The following is a 19,855-nucleotide window of genomic DNA, read 5'->3' as shown; positions in this document are numbered from 1 at the left end:
TCAGGAACGCGGAAGCGCCTGCAACTGCGCCGGGTTGCGTGCCACCAGTCCGGTAAACCCGTCAGCCAGCGTCGCGTCTCGCAGCGTCCGTAGATCATCCATTGAGAAATTCCCGTCCGGCAATTGTTCCCAGCAGCGAATGCCCGCCTGGCTGGCCTTCAATACGGCGACCGCGCGGGCCATGATCATCGGCGCCCCCGGTCTCGCCGCCACTTCATTCTTCGCGCTGCTCCCGGTTGCTTCCAGAAGGGCGGCGCCATCGAAGATTAATCCTTGCAATCGTTTGGAGAGGCCGGCGAGTGGCGCGTCCGAGAGAAAGAAGCCCGGTTCCTGCCCGATTTCGGCGAGGATGGCGATCGATCCGTCCTCGATCCCGACCTGCGCCTCCGCGACCCGCAGCATGATATCGAGCCGCTGAATATCGGCGCCACCGCCGCAGCCGGAAAGAACACATCCGTCCGGCCGAAGCGCTGCCAATCGTACGAGTGCTTCTTGCGCTGCGTCATCGTCGCCGGGCAGGGCGATGCGCAGCAGGACGGGGCCGGCACCACGTTCGCTGAGAGCCGCCTGCGCCGCGCTTGCAGCGTCCGGCCCGCGCCAGTTCGGGCTGATATCGAGGATTACCGCAACCGAACGATCATCCAGCCTTGCGCGGACCGGATTCTCCGGGCGGATGCGAAGCAGGGCCACGATGTTTTCGAAGCGGTTAACGGACATGGTGAACCAATCTTAAACCTTTGATCGCTAACGTAAGCCTGACCATGAGTGGCTGTTGGGTGTGTAGTGAGGCGTCGGTGATCATTCAAGCATTTCTTCGTTGGGTCGAAACCGCCCGGACCGGGGATCGGGTTCGCGCCGCCGCGGCCCTTGGCCGGGCCTATGTAGCCGCCGACATGAACAGCCTCGACGATCACGCCGCCGAAATGGCGATGACCTTCCTACTCGACGATCCCTCGCCGAAAGTGCGTCTGGCGCTGGCGCAGGCGCTGGCCGGGTCTTCCCGCATTCCGCGCCCCCTTATCCTGTCGCTCGCCGAGGACCAGCCGGAGATCGCCTATACGGTGATTTCCTGTTCGCCGGTACTCAGCGATGCGGATCTTGTCGATCTGGCCGCCCGGGGCACGGTCGAGACCCGCGCCGTGATTGCAGCGCGACCCCATGTCTCGTATCCGATCGCCGCCGCGATCGCCGAAATTGGCGGCGAGGAGGAGGCGTCGATCCTGCTTGAAAACCACGGTGCGGAGATTTCCGGCCGCACCTTGAAACGGCTGAGCGACCGGCTCGGCCATCTTTGCGCGGTTCGCAATCTGTTGCTTGAACGCTCCGACCTTCCGGCCGATGCGCGCCATGCGCTGGTGGAGAAGGTAGGCGCGGCGCTCTCCGGCTTTGCGCTGGTTCAGGCGGCGATCGGAGAAGGTCGGGTCGCGCGCATCACCCGCGAAGCCTGCGACAGGGCGGCCGTGGGTATGGCGGGCGGCGCGGAGGCCGCGCAACTGCCGGTGCTTGTCGAGCATCTGCGCGCCAGTGGCCGCCTGACGCCGGCCTTCCTCCTGCATGCGCTCTGTTCCGGCAAGGTCGATTTCTTCGCCGCGGCGATCGGCGATCTGGCGGCACTTGGCGACAAGCGCGTGCGCTCCATCCTCTCCGACGGCCGCGTCCACGCCATGCGCGCCTTGTTCGAAAGTGCCGGCCTTGGCCGCGATGTCAGCGCCCTGTTTGCCGAGGCCATGCTGATCTGGCGGCGCGAAAATCGCTCGGGCGCGGCCGGCGCGACCACCTCTATTTCCGCGGTCCTCCTGTCGAAACTGCGTGGCGGACGGCAGGCGACAAATGCCTCCGGCAGCCTTGCCGACATGATCGAGCGGCTGGCGATCGCCGAGCAGCGGCAGAGCGCCCGCGACTATGCGCTCCTTGCCGCGCGGCAGGCGGCCTGATAGCCCTCTCTGCCGGCCGCTCTCCCTATAGGTGCGATCGGCAAGCCAAGGTGGAAGGCGCCGATGCAGATGGCAGGCAGGATGATTACGGTGACGGGCGTGGGCGGATTTCTCGGTCGCCATGTCGCCGCCCAGGCGCTGCGCGCCGGCTACGAGGTGCGTGGCACGGTGCGATCGCTGAAGAAGGCAAGGGCGATCGAAGCGGCGATCCGTTCCTCAGGCGGCACCGAGCGGGGAAAGCTCTCCTTCGTCGCTGCAGACCTCCTGTCGGATGCAGGATGGGAGGCGGCCTTTTCCGGGGCGGCCGATATCATCCATACCGCCTCGCCCTTTCCCTCCCGCATCCCAAAGCATGAGAACGACCTGATCCTGCCGGCGCGCGAAGGCACGCTGCGGGTGCTGCGCTTTGCCCGGCAGGCCGGTATTCGCCGTGTCGTCCTGACATCGTCCATCGCCGCCGTCAGCTACGGGCCGGGCAGGGCGCCCTATGACGAAACCGACTGGACCGATGTGAACGGACCGCTCGCCACGGCCTATTACAAGTCCAAGACGCTCGCCGAGCGGGCGGCCTGGGATTTTGCCCGCGAGGCAGGCCTCGAACTGGTGGCGATCAATCCCGGCGTGATTCTCGGCCCGCTCCTCGGCCGGGAAACCGGAACGTCGGTCGCTCTCGTGCAAAGCCTGCTGAAGGGTCGCTATCCTGTCCTGCCGGATTTCAGGATGCCGCTCGTCGATGTGCGCGACGTCGCCAATGCGCATCTGCTGGCGCTGAGCGTGGAGGCGGCGGCAGGCGAGCGCTTCATCACCGCCGGCGCGGTACTTTCGCTCAAGGAGATCGTCGCCGTCCTGAAACGCGATTTTCCCGCCTATGCGCGTAAGCTGCCGAGCTTTGTCCTGCCCAATCTGCTTGCGCGCCTCGCCGCCCATGTCGATCCCGGCCTGAAGCTGATCGTCCGTGAACTCGGCCGCGATGCCCGCGTCTCCAATGAAAAGGCAAGGCGCATTCTTGACTGGAAACCGCGATCCGAAGAGGAGGCAATCCGTGCCAGCGCCGAAAGCCTGATCGCCGCCGGGCTGGTGTGACCGGTCAATTCGCCAGCTTGCGGGCGATCCAGGAATAACCGTTGCCGATGGAATGGATCGGCGCAGTCACGGCCTGGCGCAGTTTCGTCCCATCCGGCAGCACGCCGCCGATCAGCGCCAGCGCCCGGCGCGGCAGGCCCTGCGGTTCTTGCGCATGCGGTTCCGGAACGGCCTCCGCATTCGGCGCGGGAATGTCGGTCGCGACCGTAGCCTCCTTGGCCGGCGCTTCGTGGGCGCGGGCATCCGCCGTTGCCGTGCCCGAGGTCTCGCAGACGGCGACGATCACCGGATAGTTGCTGTTGGTGAATTTCGGCAGCTGCTTCTGCGATTCCGCATCGCATTTTTCAATCGTCGTCCAGGTGCCGCTGACGGAGGAAACGTACCGGCACTGGCTGACACTGTCGTCGCAGCCCAGAATTGTCATGACGATCATGGCGGATATCATCGGATCGCTTTCCTTGGTGTTCGCACCGGCCGCGATTCGGCCGCCGACGAGATAGAAACCGCATTTGCTTCGGAACTATGGCGACGCGGCATTTTCGAGGCGCGGCAAGAAGAAATCTGGCGGCAATCCTCTTCTCTCAGCGTCGCACAGGGCTGCGATCGAGGGGAAGAGACACCTACCGCCGACGCGTCGCGCTACCCAGAAAATACAGCTTCTTCAACGGCTTGAAGGCCGAAAATGAATCAATCCGGCAGCCGCTTGAATCAGATCCTCAAGTCAATCGCTCAGATGTCGAGGTTTTCGGCGAAGACCGCCCGTTCCTGGATGAAGCGGAACCGCGCATCTGCCTTGGTGCCCATCAGATTGTCGACCGCCTCGCGGGTGCCCTCGAAATCCACCTCGTCTATGGCGACTTTCAGGAGCGTGCGCTTGGACGGATCCATCGTCGTTTCCTTCAATTGCGCCGGCATCATCTCGCCCAGCCCCTTGAAGCGGCCGATCTCGATCTTGCCGCGCCCGTTGAATTCCGTCTCCATCAGTTCCACCCGGTGGGCGTCGTCGCGCGCATAGAGCGTCTTGGCGCCCTGGGTGATCCGGTAGAGCGGCGGCACCGCCAGATAGAGATGGCCGCCACGCACCAGGTCCGGCATTTCCTGGTAGAAGAAGGTGATCAACAGCGAGGCGATATGGGCGCCGTCGACATCGGCGTCGGTCATCACGATGACCCGCTCGTAGCGCAGGTCCTCCTCGCGATATTTGCCGCGCGTGCCGCAGCCGAGCGCCTGGATGAGATCGCTGATCTGCTGGTTGGCGCCCAGTTTCTCGCGGCCGGCGCTGGCGACGTTGAGGATCTTGCCGCGCAGCGGCAGGATCGCCTGGTTGGAACGGTTGCGGGCCTGCTTGGCCGAGCCGCCGGCCGAATCGCCCTCGACGATGAACAGTTCGGCGCCTTCTGCGGAATTCTGCGAGCAATCTGCAAGCTTGCCGGGCAGGCGCAGCTTGCGCACCGCCGATTTGCGGCTGACTTCCTTTTCCTTGCGCCGGCGCAGGCGCTCGTCGGCCCGCTCCATCACCCATTCCAGCAATTTATGGGCTTCCTGGGGATTGTCGGCGAGGAAATGGTCGAAGGGATCGCGCAGCGCATTCTCGACGATGCGCTGGGCTTCCACGGTCGCCAGCTTGTCCTTGGTCTGCCCGACGAATTCCGGCTCGCGGATGAACACCGACAGCATGCCGGCCGCCGAGATCATCACATCCTCGGTGGTGATGATCGAGGCGCGCTTGTTCTGCGTCAACTCCGCATAGTGCTTCAGGCCCTTGGTGAGCGCGATGCGGAAGCCGGCTTCATGGGTGCCGCCCTCCGGCGTCGGGATAGTGTTGCAATAGGAATGAAGGACCGTGTCGCCGCCATACCAGGTCACCGCCCATTCGAGTGCGCCGTGGCCGCCGGTCTTTTCCGTCTTGCCGGCAAAGATTTCCCGCGTCACGGTGAATTCCTTGCCCATCGTCGCCTGCAGATAATCCTTCAGGCCGCCGGGGAAATGAAACACCGCCTTTTCGGGCGTGTCGGTCCCTTCCACCAGCGTCGGGTCGCAGGACCAGCGGATCTCGACGCCGCCGAACAGATAAGCCTTGGAACGCGCCATGCGAAACAGCCGGGCGGGATCGAACTTGGCATTGGCGCCGAAGATGTCCGGGTCCGGATGGAAGCGCACCTTCGTGCCGCGCCGGTTCTGGACATCGCCCAGCTCCTCCAGGCCGCCCTGCGGAATGCCGCGCGAAAAACGTTGGCGGTAGAGTTTTCGGTTGCGGGCAACCTCCACTTCCAGGAGATCCGACAACGCATTGACGACGGACACGCCGACGCCGTGCAGGCCGCCGGAGGTCTCGTAGACCTTGCTGTCGAACTTGCCGCCCGCATGCAGGATGGTCATGATCACTTCGAGCGTCGACTTGCCGGGAAATTTCGGATGGTTCTCGATCGGGATGCCGCGGCCGTTGTCGGTGACCGACAGGCAGCCTTCGGCGTCCAGATGCACGTCGATGAAATTGGCATGCCCCGCGACTGCCTCGTCCATCGAATTGTCGATGACTTCTGCGAACAGGTGATGCAGCGCCTTTTCGTCGGTGCCGCCGATATACATGCCCGGACGCCGGCGCACCGGCTCCAGCCCTTCGAGCACTTCGATCGCCGACGCATCGTAATCGCCGCTATCGGCCTTCAGCGCCGTCGCCGCGCCGGAAGACGGTGCGGCCCGGGGGGGCGGCGCGGAAACTCGTGCCTCGACCGGCGGCGGGGACGGCTTGTTCACCGTGGGCAATGCGGAAAAGAGATCCTTGCTGTCGGTCATGGTCTGTTCAGCTGTCTTTCATTACGGTCTGGCATTGCGATCCGGTCCGGCCCTATCGTGGGCGCCGGCCGGCGGTCGGGGCGAATCACCGGAATTCTGCCAGACTCTTCGTTCCGGAGCGACATAGGCGGCAATCCGGAGGATCAAACGCCTGCAAGGACGCCACTTGCGGATTCACCCGTCGAACAGTTGCGTCCTGCAAGCGCCGATGGCAAGGCTTGGATCAAAAGAGGAACATCCGATATGCGCCTGTCCACAGTTCATTTGCCGTTTCGCGCCCTTTCCTGCCTTCTGCTCGTCTCATGCCTTGCGTTTCCGGCAAAGGCCGCGCCGTTGAAGCCTTTCAAGGACGAACTGTTTTCCTATGAAACCGTGCTCGAAACGGCCGATGGTGGCGATTACCGGGTCGTCGATTACCAGGAACTGCGCGATATCAACGGCCGCGACCAGACGCCGGAGCGGCGGGTCAAGCGCGCCTATCTGGCGCTCGGCGTCAAGCGTCAGCAGGTGAACGAGACTATGGAAACCGGCACCCGGCCGCTTGCTGTGACCCGCGTCGGTGCCGCCGCCGGTGCTGCCTTCACGGTGATTTTTATCCATGGCAGGGGCGGCGACCGGCGGCTCGGCGCCAATGATTATTCCTTCGGCGGCAATTTCAACCGGCTGAAGAACCTCGCCGTGGACAATGGCGGCGTCTATTACGCGCCGAGCGTCCAGTCCTTCGACAAGGCAGGCGTCGCCGATATCGCCGGGCTGATCGCCCATGCGCGCCGGCAGTCGCCGGAAAAGCCCGTCATCCTCGCCTGCGCCTCGATGGGCAATTTCATCTGCTGGGGCATCGCCCGCTACCAGACTGCCGTCGAAGCGCTTGCCGGCCTGATGATCATGGGCGGCCCGGCCGATCCGTCGTTCCAGAAAAGCGCGGCACGCAAGGCCGGGCTGCCGATCTTCTTCAGCCACGGCAGCGCCGACACCGTCTATCCCGCCGCCGACCAGATCGCGCTTTACCGCGCCCTGCATGCGGCCGGCCATCCCAGCCGCTTCGTGCTTTTCGAGACCGGATCGCACGGAACACCGGTGCGCATGACCGATTGGCGCGAGGCGCTGAACTGGATTCTGGTTCACAACAAGTCCTGACAACGAATTGGAATTGTTAACCAATAGACAAGATGGGGCTTGCCATTGCGGCCCTGTTTGCTTTTTCGAAAGTTGATCATGGGACTGTCCGGGTAGATTTATCGGGATATGAACCTATGGATGCTCGAACGGAAACCCGGCTCATTCCGCTATGTGTCGATCTCGACGGCACTCTGCTGGCCGCCGACACGCTCTGGGAAGGGGCCGCGGTCATCCTGCTGCGCAATCCGCTGATGCTGCTTGCGCTCCTGTACTGGCTCACCAAGGGCAAGGGGCGGCTGAAGCATGAGGTGGCGGCACGGTCGCGGCGGGAGCCAAGTGATTGGCCCTATCGCGAGGTCGTGCTCAAGCGCCTGGCGCGCGAGCGCAAGAGCGGCCGACAGGTGGTTCTCGTCACCGGTGCCGCCGAAAACGTCGCCCGTGGGATCGCCGCCCATGCCGGCGTCTTCTCCCTGGTTCTGCACAGTTCGCCCGAGATCAACCTCACCAGCATCCGCAAGCGCGAAAAGCTCGTCGCCGAATACGGCGAGGGCGGGTTCGACTATATGGGCAACAGCCACGACGACATTCCCGTCTTCGAAGCCGCCCGCAAGGCAATCGTCGTGGCGCCGGACCGGGCGGCGGAGAAATGGCGCCGGGCGCATGACGCCGAGAAGCTCGATACCGGCAGGAACAGCCGCCTTGCGGCCCTGAAGTCGATCCGCGTCCACCAATGGGCGAAGAACGTGCTGATCGGCGTGCCGATGGTGCTCAATCACGATATCCTGCATCTAGATGCGGTGATCAGGGTGGTGCTGGCTTTCTTCGCCTTCAGTTTCCTCGCCTCAGCCGTCTATGTCGTCAACGATCTCTCCGATCTTGCCAATGACCGGCGCCATCCGACCAAGCGGAACCGGCCGCTGGCCAGCGGCCAGATGTCGGTGCCGATGGGGCTGACGATCGCGCTCTGCCTGCTGCTGGCATCGCTGTCGATGACGCTGCTGCTGCCACTCGAATTCGCGCTGGTGCTGGCTTTCTACGCGATGGCGACCACCGCCTATACCTTCGTTCTCAAGCGCAAGCTGCTGGTCGATGTCTTCACGCTTGCCGGCCTCTATACGGTGCGCATCATCGCTGGATCGGCCGCCGGCGGCACGGACCTGTCCTTCTGGCTCCTGTCCTTCTCTATCTTCTTTTTCCTCAGCCTGGCGCTGGTCAAGCGCTATGTCGAACTCGACGAATATGACGGCCGCGACGGCAACCAGGTGCCCGGGCGCGGCTATATGGCCGTCGATTTCGAGATGGTCGGGCAGGCAGGCGTCTCCTCCGCCTTTGCCTCGGCACTGGTCCTGGCGCTCTATATCCACAGCAACGAAATGCGCGAAATGTACCAGATGCCGCTGGCGCTCTGGCCGCTCTGCCCGCTGGTGCTCTATATGCTGCTCAGGATCTGGATGCTTGCCCGCCGCCGCCTGCTGCACGAGGATCCGGTGGTCTTCCTGATGCGCGACTGGCGCAGCCTCGTGATCATGGCGATCGGCGGTGTTCTGGTGCTTGCCGGCACGCTGGGCATGCCATGACCGAAGAAAATTTCGACAGCTGGGGCCGGCTCGACCGGCACCCCCGCGTGGCCCTCTCGCCGGATGCCTATGAAAACGAGCGGGGCCATGCCGGCGCCGGGGCTTTCCTGCCGTTCGGCAACGGGCGATCCTATGGCGATAGCTGCCATAACGACCAGGGCAGGCTGATCGACAGCCGCCTGCGCACCCGCATCCTGGGCTTCGATCCCGGAACCGGCATCATCTCCTGCGATGCCGGGGTGACGCTGCGGGCAGTCCTCCAGGCCGCCATTCCGCATCGCTTCTTCCTGCCGGTCACGCCCGGCACCGCGGCGGCCACCATCGCCGGCGCGGTCGCCAATGATGTCCACGGCAAGAACCATCACAGCCGCGGCACCTTCGGCCGGCATGTGCTCAGGCTGACGCTGCTGCGCTCCGACGGCGATGTGCTGACCTGTTCGCCGACCGAGAATCGCGACCTGTTCGAGGCCACCATTGCCGGCATGGGCCTGACGGGCATGATCCTCACCGTCGATCTGCAATTGATGAAGGTGCCGTCTGCCCATATCCAGCAGCATGCGATCCGCTTCGATGGCCTCGATGAGTATTTCGCCATGGTCGCGCAGGTTGATGGCGAACATGAGTATTCCGTCGCCTGGATCGACCAGCTCGCGACCGGCAGGTGCACGGGCAGGGGCATCCTGCTGGCCGGCGACCATGCGGATGCCTCCTGCGAATTCCCCGATATGCCGCGCGCGAAAAGCCGGTCGATACCCTTTTCGCCGCCCTTCAGCCTCCTGAACACCGTCACCCTCAAGGTCTTCAACGCCTATTATTTCCGCTGGCAAAGACGTGGCGAGAGGGTGGCGACGGTGGAATGGCCGGGCTATTTCCACCCGTTGGACGCGATCGGCCACTGGAACCGGCTCTATGGCCCGAAGGGCCTCTACCAGCATCAGAGCGTCTACCCGTCCGAGGTGGCGCCCGAGCTGACGCGACGATTGCTCGAGACCGCCCGCGGCGCGGGGCACGCCTCCTTCCTCACCGTCCTGAAGAAGTTCGGCGAGGCGCGACCGCCGGGATTATTGTCCTTTCCAAGGCCCGGTTTCACCCTCACGCTCGATTTCGCCAACCAGGGAGAGGAAACCCTGAAGCTGCTCGACAGGCTCGATGCCATGGTGATCGAGGCCGGCGGCGGCATCAATCCCTACAAGGATGCCCGCATGAGCCCGCAAACCTTCGCCGCCTCTTTTCCGAACTGGGCGCGGCTCGAAGCGCTGCGCGATCCGGCCATGGTCTCGAATTTCTGGCGGAGAACCGCGCTCGCCCTGCCTCGTTAGGCTCGGTCCTGCCGGGGAGCGCTCCAGAACGGGAAACCGTTAGAATTTGAATCGAATAAATACGGGAATTTCACGGAATCTACGTCTCTGGCGTGTAGCTGTCAGGATGGAACAGGGACACCGACATGAAATATATTCTCTTCATTCTTTTTACCGTGCTGACCAACGCGGCCGCCCAGCTCATGCTCAAGCAGGGCATGTTGTCGCTCGGGCCCTTGAGCTTCACGGCCGACACATTCATCGCCCGTATCTTCCAGGTTGTCTTCAACCCCTGGGTGTTCGCGGGCCTCTTCACCTTCGTCATTTCCATGGCCTCGCATCTCTATGTGCTGTCCAAGGTGGAGCTTTCCTTCGCCTACCCCTTCCTCAGCCTTGCCTATGTGGCGGTGGCCGTCTTTGCCTATTTCGTCTTTCGCGAGGACCTGAATGCCTGGCGCATCGCCGGCATCGGTTTCATCTGCGTCGGAACCATTCTCATCGCCCAGTCCGGCATGTCGTCGCAGGATGACAAGCCGGCGCTTGAAGCGGCGACTGGTGCCGCCGCCAAAATCGGGAGCCCGTCATGAAACATATCATCTTCGGTGGCGACGGTTTCGTCGGCCGCCATCTGGCCGAACGCCTCGTTCAGGATGGCGAGGAGGTGCTGATCGCCGATATCGTCCGCTCCGATCTGCCTCATTACGGCCGCGCCCGCTTCGTGCGTTGCGACGTCACCAGTCCGGATGACGTGATGGCCGTCGAGATCGGCCCGGACGACATGGTCTACAACATGGCCGCCATGATGCTGTCGCCGCTTCAGGTGCGCGCCAAACGCTGGGACTTCTTCTGGCCGGTCAATTATTACGGCGCCGAAAACATCATGAAGGCGACGGCCCGTTCGGGTGCCAACCGGCTGGTGCAGTTCACCACCGACATGATCTACGGCCACACCGTGCAGTCGCCGCAGACCGAGGACCATCCGGCGGCCCCGCTCGGCGAATACGGCAAGTCGAAATGGGCGACCGAGCAACTGGCCGGCGAATGGCGCAAGCAGGGCATGAACATCTCGATCTTCCGCCCGCGCCTGATCATCGGCCCCGGCCGCCTCGGCATTCTGGAAAAACTGTTCAAGCTGGTCGACGCCAACCTGCCGGTGCCGATGATCGGCTCTGGCCGCAACCCCTACCAGTTCATCTCGGTCTTCGATTGCGCCGAGGCGGCGCGCCTTGCCTGGAAGGGCGGGGTGCCGAACGAGGCCTATAATCTCGGCTCCGATAATCCGCCTTCGGTCCGCAAACTGCTCGGCGACCTGATCGTCCATGCCGGATCGAAATCCTTCCTGCTTCCGACGCCGGCCTTTGCCGTCAAGGCGACGCTCGCCGCCTTCGATTTCGTCAACCTGCCGATCATGGACCCGGAACAATATCTGATCGCCGACGAGATGTGCATCCGCGAGACCGGCAAGCTGAAGCGCGATCTCGGCTGGAAGCCGGGCTATGACGACGGCGCCATGCTGATCGCGGCCTATGACGAATACCGCGCCAAGAAGGCGGGCAGGGTCCATGAACACGCGTCGGCCGTACCGGCGGAATGAACGAGGGAACAGAGACGATGCTCGATAAACCGCAACGCGCCCAGATCGAGGCGCCCGCCCTTGCCGGCGGCATCAACAGGCCGGACCTGATTACCGTCGAACAGGCCAAGGCCATGAGCCTTGCCGACATGACGACCTATTTCAAGGACCACCTCAACCCCGGCCAGTTGCATTTCATGAAGCTGCTCGGCTTCAACAAAGTGAAGGTCGAGACGGCCGAAGGCATGTACTACACCGACCAGAACGGCCGCAAGATTCTCGATTTCTTCGGCGGCTTCGGCTCGCTCGCCTTTGGCCACAACCATCCGCGCATCCTTGCGGCGCGCAAGAAATTCCAGGACGAGAACCGCCACGAGATCGCCATCGCCTTCCTGTCGCAATATGCGGCAGCACTCGCAAAGAACCTCGCGGCCATCGCGCCCGGCGATCTCGACATGGTCTTTCTCGGTTCCTCCGGTTCGGAAGCCATGGAGGCGGCGATCAAGCTGGCCGAGCGCGCCGCCGGCCCGAAGCGGTCGCGCATCGTCTATGCGCAGAATTCCTTCCACGGCAAGACCAAGGGCGTGCTGTCGATCACCGACGGCCCGCTCTATCGCGGCGAGTTCAAGCTGCTCGACAACAATGTCAAAGTCCCGTTCGGAGATATCGATGCCATCCGCAACGCCTTCGAGCGCGATCCGCAGATCGGTGTTCTGGTGCTCGAGACCATCCAGGGTGGCGGCGGCATCGTTTCGGCGCCGCCGGAATTCTGGCGCGAGGTGCGCGCGCTCTGTGATAAACATGGCGTCGTCTGGGTTGCCGACGAAGTGCAGTGCGGCATGGGCCGCTCGGGCCGCTTCTTCGCCTTCGAGCATGCCGGCGTGGTGCCGGACATCACCGCGCTTGCAAAATCGCTCGGCGGCGGCAAGTCGGCCATGGCGGCGATGATCGCCAGGCGCGATATCTACATGAAGGCCTATGGCACGCCGAAGACGGCGCTGATCCACGGCCACGCCACCTTCGGCGGCATCGGCGAGGCCTGCATCACCGCCATCGAGGGCCTCAACATCCTCTATGACGAGGACCTGATCGACAATGCTTCAGTCCAGGGCGACTACCTCCTCGAACGGCTGCGGGCGCTGCAGGAAAAATATCCGAAGATCATCAAGGATGTGCGCGGGCAGGGGCTGATGATCGGCCTGGAATTCCAGGATTTCAGCCAGACCCTTCCCATGGTGCTGCGCCCGGTCGTCGCTGTGCTCGACGACAAGCTGAAGGGCTCGCTGTCCGGCTTCATCGGCGCGCTTCTGCTGCGCGACTATGACGTGCTGGTGGCCTTCACCGAATATAACCGCAACGTCATCCGGCTGGAGCCGCCGCTGATCTGCGAGCGCGCCCATGTCGACCAGTTCGCCGATGCGCTCGACGATCTGCTCGGCCGAGGCATCGTGCGGATCGTCAAGGACTTCGTCGGCAGCCAGATCGGTTGAGCGGTCTCGCATTGATGGATTTTGGCGCTGCGGCGGCTTCGTCGCGGCGCTTTCCTTTGTCCTGCCTTTTTGCTACGGCCTTCAAGCGAAAACGCAGCTGCGAGGAGACGACATGACGCCCGAGGTAACACCGCTTGTAGCCGGAAACTGGAAGATGAACGGCCTGCGCGCCTCGCTCGATCAGATCAAGGCGATGGCCGAAGGCGTCAAGGGGCCGCTGTCGAAAAAGGTCGAGGCGCTGATCTGCCCACCGGCGACGCTGCTCTACGTGGCAACCGCGCTTTGCGACGACAGCCCGCTTCTGATCGGCGCCCAGGATTGCCACGAAAAGACCTCCGGCGCCCATACGGGCGATATCTCCGCCGACATGATCGCCGATTGCTTCGGCACCCATGTCATCGTCGGCCATTCCGAACGCCGCACCGACCATGCCGAGACCGATGCGCAGATCCGCGCGAAGGCCGAGGCTGCCTTTGCCGCCGGCCTCATCGCCATCATCTGCATCGGCGAAACCGGGGACGAGCGAAAGGCGGGCCAGACCCTCGACGTGCTGAAGCGCCAGCTTTCCGGCTCCGTGCCGGACAGTGCCACTGCCGAAAACACGGTGATCGCCTATGAGCCCGTCTGGGCGATCGGCACCGGCCTGACGCCGACCGCGGCCGATGTCGAGGAAGCCCATGCCTTCCAGCGGTCCGAGCTCACCGCCCGTTTCGGCCCGGCCGGCGCAAAAATGCGCATCCTCTATGGCGGCTCAGTGAAGCCGGGCAATGCCCGCGAATTGATGGGGGTCGCCAATGTCGACGGCGCGCTCATCGGCGGCGCCAGCTTGAAAGCCGAGGATTTCCTTTCCATCTACAGGGCCTATGAAGAATTGACTGCCTGAGCCGCCGAACGGGCGGGCAGGGGCTTTCCATGGGCGGTGGCTTGGTATATGCAGCCGCCAACACGAACTTTGCCGCGCGGAGCGGGTGCCGGGACTTGCCATGAGACTTGCCATGACAAGCGCGCGCCGCCCCAGTGCCGGACGATCACACGATTGCGTTGCCGCCCTCGGCTTTTTTCAAGCCGGGCAGGGCGCGATCCAAGGCAGGACTGGATAAAATGCAGACCGTATTGCTCGTCATCTATCTCATGGTTGTGCTGGCGCTCATCGGCGTCGTGCTCATTCAGCGCTCGGAAGGCGGCGGTCTCGGCATCGGCGGCGGCTCCGGCTTCATGTCGGCGCGCGGCACCGCCAATGCGCTGACCCGCACCACCGCGATCCTGGCCGCCCTGTTCTTCGTGCTGGCGCTCGGCATGGGCGTTCTCGCCCGCTACGAGCCGGATGCCACCGACGTCCTCGACCGTATCCCCGGCACCACCAATAACGGCAATGGCGTTCTCGATTCGCTCGGCGGCGCGGCGACCACGCCGGCCACCCCCGCGCCTGCGACCCAGACACCGACGACCCAGGCCCCCGCTGCTCAGGTGCCGACGACCGGCGAGCAGGTCCCCGCAACTCAGATGCCTGCAACTTCGGCACCTGCGACCGGGACGCCTGCGGCCCAGCCGCCGGCCGCCACAGAGACCAAGCCGGCGCCGTCCGCCTCGGACGTGCCCACGGGTCAGTAAGAACCCTCTCATCCAATCGCCGGCGGAAGCCCGTCTTCCGCCGGTTTTCTTTTGTTCGCATTCCGCCCGCCGCAGTTTTGAACGGAAAAATTCTGGAAGATGAATTTTTCGGTGGCGGAATCAATTTTGAAACGGTATCCGGTGAAGCCCATGGCGCGATATGTATTCATCACTGGCGGCGTGGTGTCTTCCCTTGGTAAGGGGATAGCCGCAGCCGCTCTCGGAGCTCTGCTGCAGGCCCGGGGTTACCGGGTCCGGCTTCGCAAGCTCGATCCCTATCTCAATGTCGATCCGGGCACGATGAGCCCGACCCAGCACGGCGAGGTCTTCGTCACCGACGACGGCGCAGAGACCGATCTCGATCTCGGTCACTACGAGCGCTTCACCGGCCGCTCGGCCACCAAGACCGACAACATCACCACCGGCCGCATCTACAAGAACATCATCGACAAGGAACGCCGCGGCGACTATCTCGGCGCCACCGTCCAGGTCATTCCGCACGTCACCAACGAGATCAAGAATTTCGTCACCGACGGCAATGACGATTATGATTTCGTCATCTGCGAGATCGGCGGCACGGTCGGCGATATCGAGGCCATGCCGTTCATGGAGGCGATCCGCCAGCTGAAGAACGACCTGCCACGCGGTACCGCCGTCTATCTGCACCTGACGCTGATGCCCTATATCGCCGCTGCCGGCGAACTGAAGACCAAGCCCACCCAGCATTCCGTCAAGGAACTGCAGGCGCTCGGGATCCATCCCGATATTCTTCTCGTGCGCGCCGACCGCGAAATTCCCGAAGCCGAGCGCCGCAAGCTGTCGCTGTTCTGCAATGTGCGCCCGTCGGCCGTCATCCAGGCGCTCGATGTCGCCTCGATCTACGACGTGCCGATCGCCTATCACAAGGAAGGCCTCGACAACGAGGTGCTGGCCGCCTTCGGCATCGAGCCGGCGCCAAAGCCCCGGATCGAGAACTGGGAAGAGGTCGCCAACCGTATCAGCACCCCGGAAGGCGAGGTGACCATCGCCATCGTCGGCAAATATACCGGCCTCAAGGATGCCTATAAATCGCTGATCGAGGCGCTCTACCACGGCGGCATCGCCAACCGCGTAAAGGTCAAGCTCGAATGGATCGAATCGGAGGTCTTCGAGCAGGAAGACCCGGCGCCCTATCTCGAAAAGGTCCACGGCATCCTCGTCCCCGGCGGCTTTGGCGAGCGCGGCTCCGAGGGCAAGATCCAGGCCGTCCGCTTTGCCCGCGAACGCAAGGTGCCCTATTTCGGCATCTGCTTCGGCATGCAGATGGCGGTTGTCGAGGCCGCCCGTAATCTCGCCGGCATCGAAAAGGCCTCGTCCACAGAATTCGGCAAGACGGAAGAGCCGGTGGTCGGCCTGATGACCGAATGGATCAAGGGCAATGCGCTGGAAAAGCGCGCCGCCTCCGGCGATCTCGGCGGCACGATGCGGCTCGGCGCCTATCAGGCCAGCCTGAAGAAGGGCACCAAGATCGCCGAGATCTATGGCGCGACCGATATTTCAGAGCGCCATCGCCATCGCTACGAGGTGAATGTCGAGTACAAGGACCGCCTCGAAGCCTGCGGCCTCGATTTCTCCGGCATGTCGCCGGACGGCGTCCTGCCGGAAACGATCGAATATCCGGATCACCCCTGGTTCATCGGCGTCCAGTACCACCCCGAACTGAAGAGCCGCCCCCTCGACCCCCACCCCCTCTTCGCGAGCTTCATCGAAGCCGCCGTGGAGCAGAGCCGGCTGGTCTGAGCGCTTTGGCCTTCCTTGCTTGCCCGAGAACCATGCCCCAAGCGATGGACAATGGGCGCGGCCCTGGATCCTCGGGTCAAGCCCGAGGATGACGTGAGGAGGGGGCGGATTGCAAGCAAACAGCCGGCTCTACGCGGCAAAAGCCTTTCGTCTGCCTTCCTTCCTGCAATGCTCTTTCGACTTCTCCGGCCCACCCTTGGACCCTCTCTAGAGGGCTGACTCCGATGGCATCTGCCGGATTGGGAAATCAAAATGAACGAGACTGAATTTGTCGCTCTTTTGAATCGGCACATTGCGGACTTGGCCGCACTGTCTATCCACCAGGCCTTCGAAGACAGTGTCCCGCGTTATCAAGACAGCGCCGCAAAAATTCAAAGGTTGCTCACTGGTCAAGTAGTTGATGGGTTTGGAGAGTTTCTGAAACGCTTTCCACAAACTGATGGCTGGCTTCCCGAACGTCCGGAAGATTTGGACCCGATGCCTGCTTCTGAAATTTACTTCCGGTTGGTCGCTCATCGGGCGGGCGAGCGTTGGGTAGAGAATGCTCTTTTGCCAGCGTTTCAAACAGGGACGTACCTGCGGGCACTCGAAAAGTTGAGGGACGGCGTATCAGAACTCAAGATGAAGCCAAACACACCTGAAGGAATGCTCTGATCATCGTTCGCAGTGCTTCTCAGGCGGAGGTGCCGCCCCCTCGATCCCCACCCGCTGTTCGCGAGCTTCATCGAAGCTGCTGTGGAGCAGAGACCGGCTGGTCTGAGGACTTCGGCTTTCGTTGTGTACCCCGAGGACCATGCCCCAGACGTCGATCTATGGGCGCGGCCCTGGATCCTCGGGTCAAGCCCGAGGATGACGTGAGGAGGGGGCGGATTGCAAGCAAACAGCCGGCTCTGTGCAGACCGTCCCGACCTCCCTCTTCTCCCCAGCGGGGAGAAGGTGGCCCGAAGGGCCGGATGAGGGGGGCGAAGCCATTCGATAGTTCGGATGTCGCCCCCCTCATCGCCTCGCCTGCGCTTGGCACTTCTCCCCGTCGGGGAGAAGTAGAAACCGCCAAACTCAGTGCTTCAGGCGCGGTGGCTTCTCGCCCTCTCGCAAAAAAATCATCCCCGTTCATCCCCGGCCTCTCCTCTTGTGTCAGGATGAAGTTGTTCTGTCACGGATACACCGCAAGACGTTTGCGGCGAGGCAGGGCTGGCGCTCCACGCAAAGCCTCGTGGTCTTCGATGAGAAGGCCGCGAACGTCAGGCGGACCGGAAGGAGAGCCCCCGGAAAATGGATCCCCCCTGTCCTTACGGGGCGGNAAGCCTCGTGGTCTTCGATGAGAAGGCCGCGAACGTCAGGCGGACCGGAAGGAGAGCCCCCGGAAAATGGATCCCCCCTGTCCTTACGGGGCGGGCGTGCCTGTGAGGCACGCAGGCCGGGATGGGAAGCGTGATGCGCCGGTGCGTGTTTAGTACCGGCCGGAGAGCCGTATCACGACGATCGTCCCGGATCAGAGGATCCGGAGTCGGGGTCTGTAGGGGGGGAAGCTCCCGAGAGAACGCCAAACGGGGCGCTGGAAAGCGTCACTTGTATTTGTCTGTTCGAGACGGTTTCCAGTGCCCCGTCCGATCTTCAAGACAAGGCCCGAAACCCCGGCGAGACCCGCGCGGGGTGCTTCCGGCTGCCGTATCCTTGCCTTTACATCGCGGTCTTGAGCACTAGGTCGCCAGGAGAGCTTTGAAGACAGGCGCGAGACGATTTTCGTTTGAATTTATTGTCGCGCCGCAAGGAGGATGCTGATGGGGAACGATATCCAGCAGACGGCCGATACGATCCGCACCCTGCGTGCCGAGGTGCCGCTGAGTGCCCGGCTGCATGTCTGGCTGAAGGCGACCGGTCCGGATGCGCCGGGAACCATGGCCTTCGTGCTGGCGGGCGAGAAGATCGGCCAGGTCGAAGTCGGCAATAGCGAGGAATATGTCTTCCGTACCTTCGTTTCCAGCTCCACCGGCATGCTCGAATGCGTCTATGACACGAAGACCACCGCCGTTTCCGTCGCCTATTTCTTCAATGCCGCCGAGGTGGTGGATCAGGGCATCACCGTCATGCATACCAGCCAGGCCAATGCCCCGGCGCCGGTGCCGGACGGCTATCATTTCCGCCCGCCCTTCGGCTGGATGAACGATCCCAACGGCTTTGGCCGCTTCGGCGGGCGCCCGCATCTGTTCTACCAGCATTATTCCCACGGGCTGCGTTGGAACACCATGCATTGGGGCCATGCGATCTCGACCGATTATATCCATTGGCACCATATGCCGATCTTCCTGTTTCCCTCCGAAGACCTGATGGCCCGGCCCGACCGGCGCGGCGGCGCCTTTTCCGGGTCTGCCATTCCGCTCGAAAACGAGCCCGGCATCCGCGTCTTCTTCACCGAGCAGGTCATCGAGCGGGAGCCTGAAACACAGATCCAGCTGACCGCCACCTCGCATAATATCATCACCGCCAGCCATGCCGAGGTCATTCTGGCCCATCGCCCGACAGGGCTCGGGCTGACGCTCGATTTTCGCGATCCCTATGTGGTCAAGGGGCCGGATGGCCTGTGGAAGATGGTGCTGGGCAGCCTCAGCCAAAAGGGCGGCGTCATCCTGCTCTATGAGACCGACGATCCGGCCGCCGCCGGCGGCTGGCGCTTCGTCGGCACGCTGCTGCTCGAGGAGCGTTTCGGCACCGCCGTCATCGAATGCCCCTGCCTCCTGCCGCTCGATGGACCGGCCGGTAATCCGGAAACCCGCTGGGGCCTGATCTACGGCCTGATGAACAGCCTGGAAAAGAAGACCGGCCGAAAAAACCTGACCATCGTCGCGGTCGGCCATTTCGATGGCGTCCGCTTCCTGCCGGAGTTCGAGCAGGAACTGGATTTTGCCACCGACAATTACGCCTTCCAGGCCTTTATCGACGAGGGCACCGCAGTCGGCATCGGCTGGCTGGCGAACTGGGCGGACGTGTCCCACACGATCGATTTCCCCACAGCCATGACCTTGCCGCGCAATCTTTTGCTGCGCGACGACGAAGTGCTGACGCCGCCGGTTGCGGCGGTCGGTGACCTGCGCGCCGGTTCTCTCGACGATGGTCGCTTCCTGGCCGGGGAGGTCGTCACCCTGGGCAATGGCGCGGCCGAGATCGTGCTGGAGCTCGCTGGCCCTGGTTCGCCCTTCGAACTGGCCTTCGATCATCCCTCGGTGGCACTTTCCGTCGTACTGGATGCCGAAGGCCTGTCCATCCGCTATGCGCCGGCCGCGACAGGCGGGGTGAAGGTCGCGCCGCGCTATATCGCCAACGGCGCAAGGCCGTCGAGCCTGCGCATCTTCCTCGATGTCGGCTCGATCGAGGTTTTCGCCGATGGCGGCCGCTGGGCCGGCACCAAGCGGATCGAGGGTTTCGAGCCGCTGCGCTCCGTCCGCATCGCCTCGGGCACGCCTTCCATCCGCGCGGCGGAAATCCATGCGCTGAAACTGCGGCCCGCTGTCTGAGCGGTCGGACGGGGCAAAGGATCGCTAAAAACCTCTCTTTAACATTTACCGGTTAGTAATCTCTCGGAAAGAGAGATTTGTGC

Annotated in this window: 16 protein-coding genes; 13 read left to right on the top strand and 3 right to left on the bottom strand. The window is 63.3% G+C overall.

Features of this window, described 5'->3' with window-relative positions; all coding sequences use genetic code 11:
* Positions 1–717, bottom strand: a complete 717-nt coding sequence (locus ASD31_RS15750; RefSeq protein ID WP_056335602.1) for a hypothetical protein — start codon at positions 715–717, stop codon at positions 1–3.
* 77 nt (positions 718–794) lie between these two features.
* Between ASD31_RS15750 and ASD31_RS15745 the strand changes: the two genes are divergently transcribed.
* Positions 795–1,934 carry a DUF2336 domain-containing protein gene (locus tag ASD31_RS15745; RefSeq protein WP_244483865.1) on the top strand — a complete coding sequence of 380 codons (1,140 nt, stop codon included), beginning with the start codon at positions 795–797 and terminating at the stop codon, positions 1,932–1,934.
* Between the two features lie 69 nt (positions 1,935–2,003).
* Positions 2,004–3,017, top strand: a complete 1,014-nt coding sequence (locus ASD31_RS15740; RefSeq protein ID WP_056335859.1) for an NAD-dependent epimerase/dehydratase family protein — start codon at positions 2,004–2,006, stop codon at positions 3,015–3,017.
* 4 nt (positions 3,018–3,021) lie between these two features.
* Here the strand turns inward: ASD31_RS15740 and ASD31_RS15735 are convergent, their stop codons facing one another.
* Positions 3,022–3,462, bottom strand: a complete 441-nt coding sequence (locus tag ASD31_RS15735; RefSeq protein ID WP_056335596.1) for a hypothetical protein — start codon at positions 3,460–3,462, stop codon at positions 3,022–3,024.
* A 284-nt stretch (positions 3,463–3,746) separates the two neighbouring features.
* The gene (gene parE, locus ASD31_RS15730; RefSeq protein ID WP_056335593.1) at positions 3,747–5,813 is read right to left on the bottom strand and encodes a DNA topoisomerase IV subunit B; all 2,067 of its coding nucleotides are present in this window, start codon (positions 5,811–5,813) and stop codon (positions 3,747–3,749) included.
* A 243-nt stretch (positions 5,814–6,056) separates the two neighbouring features.
* Here parE and ASD31_RS15725 point away from each other — a divergent pair, with 243 nt between their 5' ends.
* The 11 genes from ASD31_RS15725 (at position 6,057) to ASD31_RS15675 (ending at position 19,772) form a co-directional block, all read left to right on the top strand.
* On the top strand, positions 6,057–6,950 hold the full coding sequence (locus ASD31_RS15725; RefSeq protein ID WP_056335591.1) for an alpha/beta hydrolase: 894 nt from the start codon (positions 6,057–6,059) through the stop codon (positions 6,948–6,950).
* Positions 6,951–7,066: 116 nt separating this feature from the next.
* Positions 7,067–8,509: a UbiA family prenyltransferase gene (locus ASD31_RS15720; protein ID WP_056335587.1), complete on the top strand. Its 1,443-nt coding sequence runs from the start codon at positions 7,067–7,069 to the stop codon at positions 8,507–8,509.
* Complete coding sequence (locus tag ASD31_RS15715) at positions 8,506–9,828, top strand: FAD-binding oxidoreductase (RefSeq protein WP_056335584.1); 1,323 nt, start codon at positions 8,506–8,508, stop codon at positions 9,826–9,828. Before ASD31_RS15720 ends, ASD31_RS15715 begins: the two co-directional genes overlap by 4 nt.
* 125 nt (positions 9,829–9,953) lie before the next feature.
* Positions 9,954–10,394: a transporter gene (locus ASD31_RS15710; RefSeq protein WP_056335582.1), complete on the top strand. Its 441-nt coding sequence runs from the start codon at positions 9,954–9,956 to the stop codon at positions 10,392–10,394.
* Positions 10,391–11,401, top strand: coding sequence for an NAD-dependent epimerase/dehydratase family protein (locus tag ASD31_RS15705; RefSeq protein ID WP_056335578.1), 1,011 nt, complete (start codon positions 10,391–10,393; stop codon positions 11,399–11,401). The genes ASD31_RS15710 and ASD31_RS15705 overlap by 4 nt, the downstream gene beginning before the upstream one ends.
* A gap of 17 nt (positions 11,402–11,418) precedes the next feature.
* Positions 11,419–12,870: an aspartate aminotransferase family protein gene (locus ASD31_RS15700; RefSeq protein ID WP_200952198.1), complete on the top strand. Its 1,452-nt coding sequence runs from the start codon at positions 11,419–11,421 to the stop codon at positions 12,868–12,870.
* 112 nt (positions 12,871–12,982) lie between these two features.
* Positions 12,983–13,753 (top strand): triose-phosphate isomerase, encoded by a 771-nt coding sequence (gene tpiA / locus ASD31_RS15695; RefSeq protein ID WP_056335573.1) that lies wholly within the window; start codon positions 12,983–12,985, stop codon positions 13,751–13,753.
* Positions 13,754–13,971: 218 nt separating this feature from the next.
* Positions 13,972–14,481: a preprotein translocase subunit SecG gene (gene secG, locus ASD31_RS15690; protein WP_056335856.1), complete on the top strand. Its 510-nt coding sequence runs from the start codon at positions 13,972–13,974 to the stop codon at positions 14,479–14,481.
* Between the two features lie 150 nt (positions 14,482–14,631).
* A complete protein-coding gene (locus ASD31_RS15685) occupies positions 14,632–16,260 on the top strand; it encodes a CTP synthase (protein ID WP_056335570.1) in 1,629 nt (542 codons plus the stop codon).
* 252 nt (positions 16,261–16,512) lie between these two features.
* Positions 16,513–16,914: a hypothetical protein gene (locus ASD31_RS15680; RefSeq protein ID WP_056335567.1), complete on the top strand. Its 402-nt coding sequence runs from the start codon at positions 16,513–16,515 to the stop codon at positions 16,912–16,914.
* A gap of 1,127 nt (positions 16,915–18,041) precedes the next feature.
* A complete protein-coding gene (locus ASD31_RS15675; RefSeq protein WP_082520585.1) occupies positions 18,042–19,772 on the top strand; it encodes a GH32 C-terminal domain-containing protein in 1,731 nt (576 codons plus the stop codon).
* The last annotated feature ends 83 nt before the right edge of the window (positions 19,773–19,855 follow it).

It is taken from the genome of Rhizobium sp. Root482 (genome assembly GCF_001426565.1).
Taxonomy (GTDB): Bacteria; Pseudomonadota; Alphaproteobacteria; order Rhizobiales; family Rhizobiaceae; genus Pararhizobium.
This window is presented reverse-complemented; position numbering and strand designations above follow the sequence as displayed.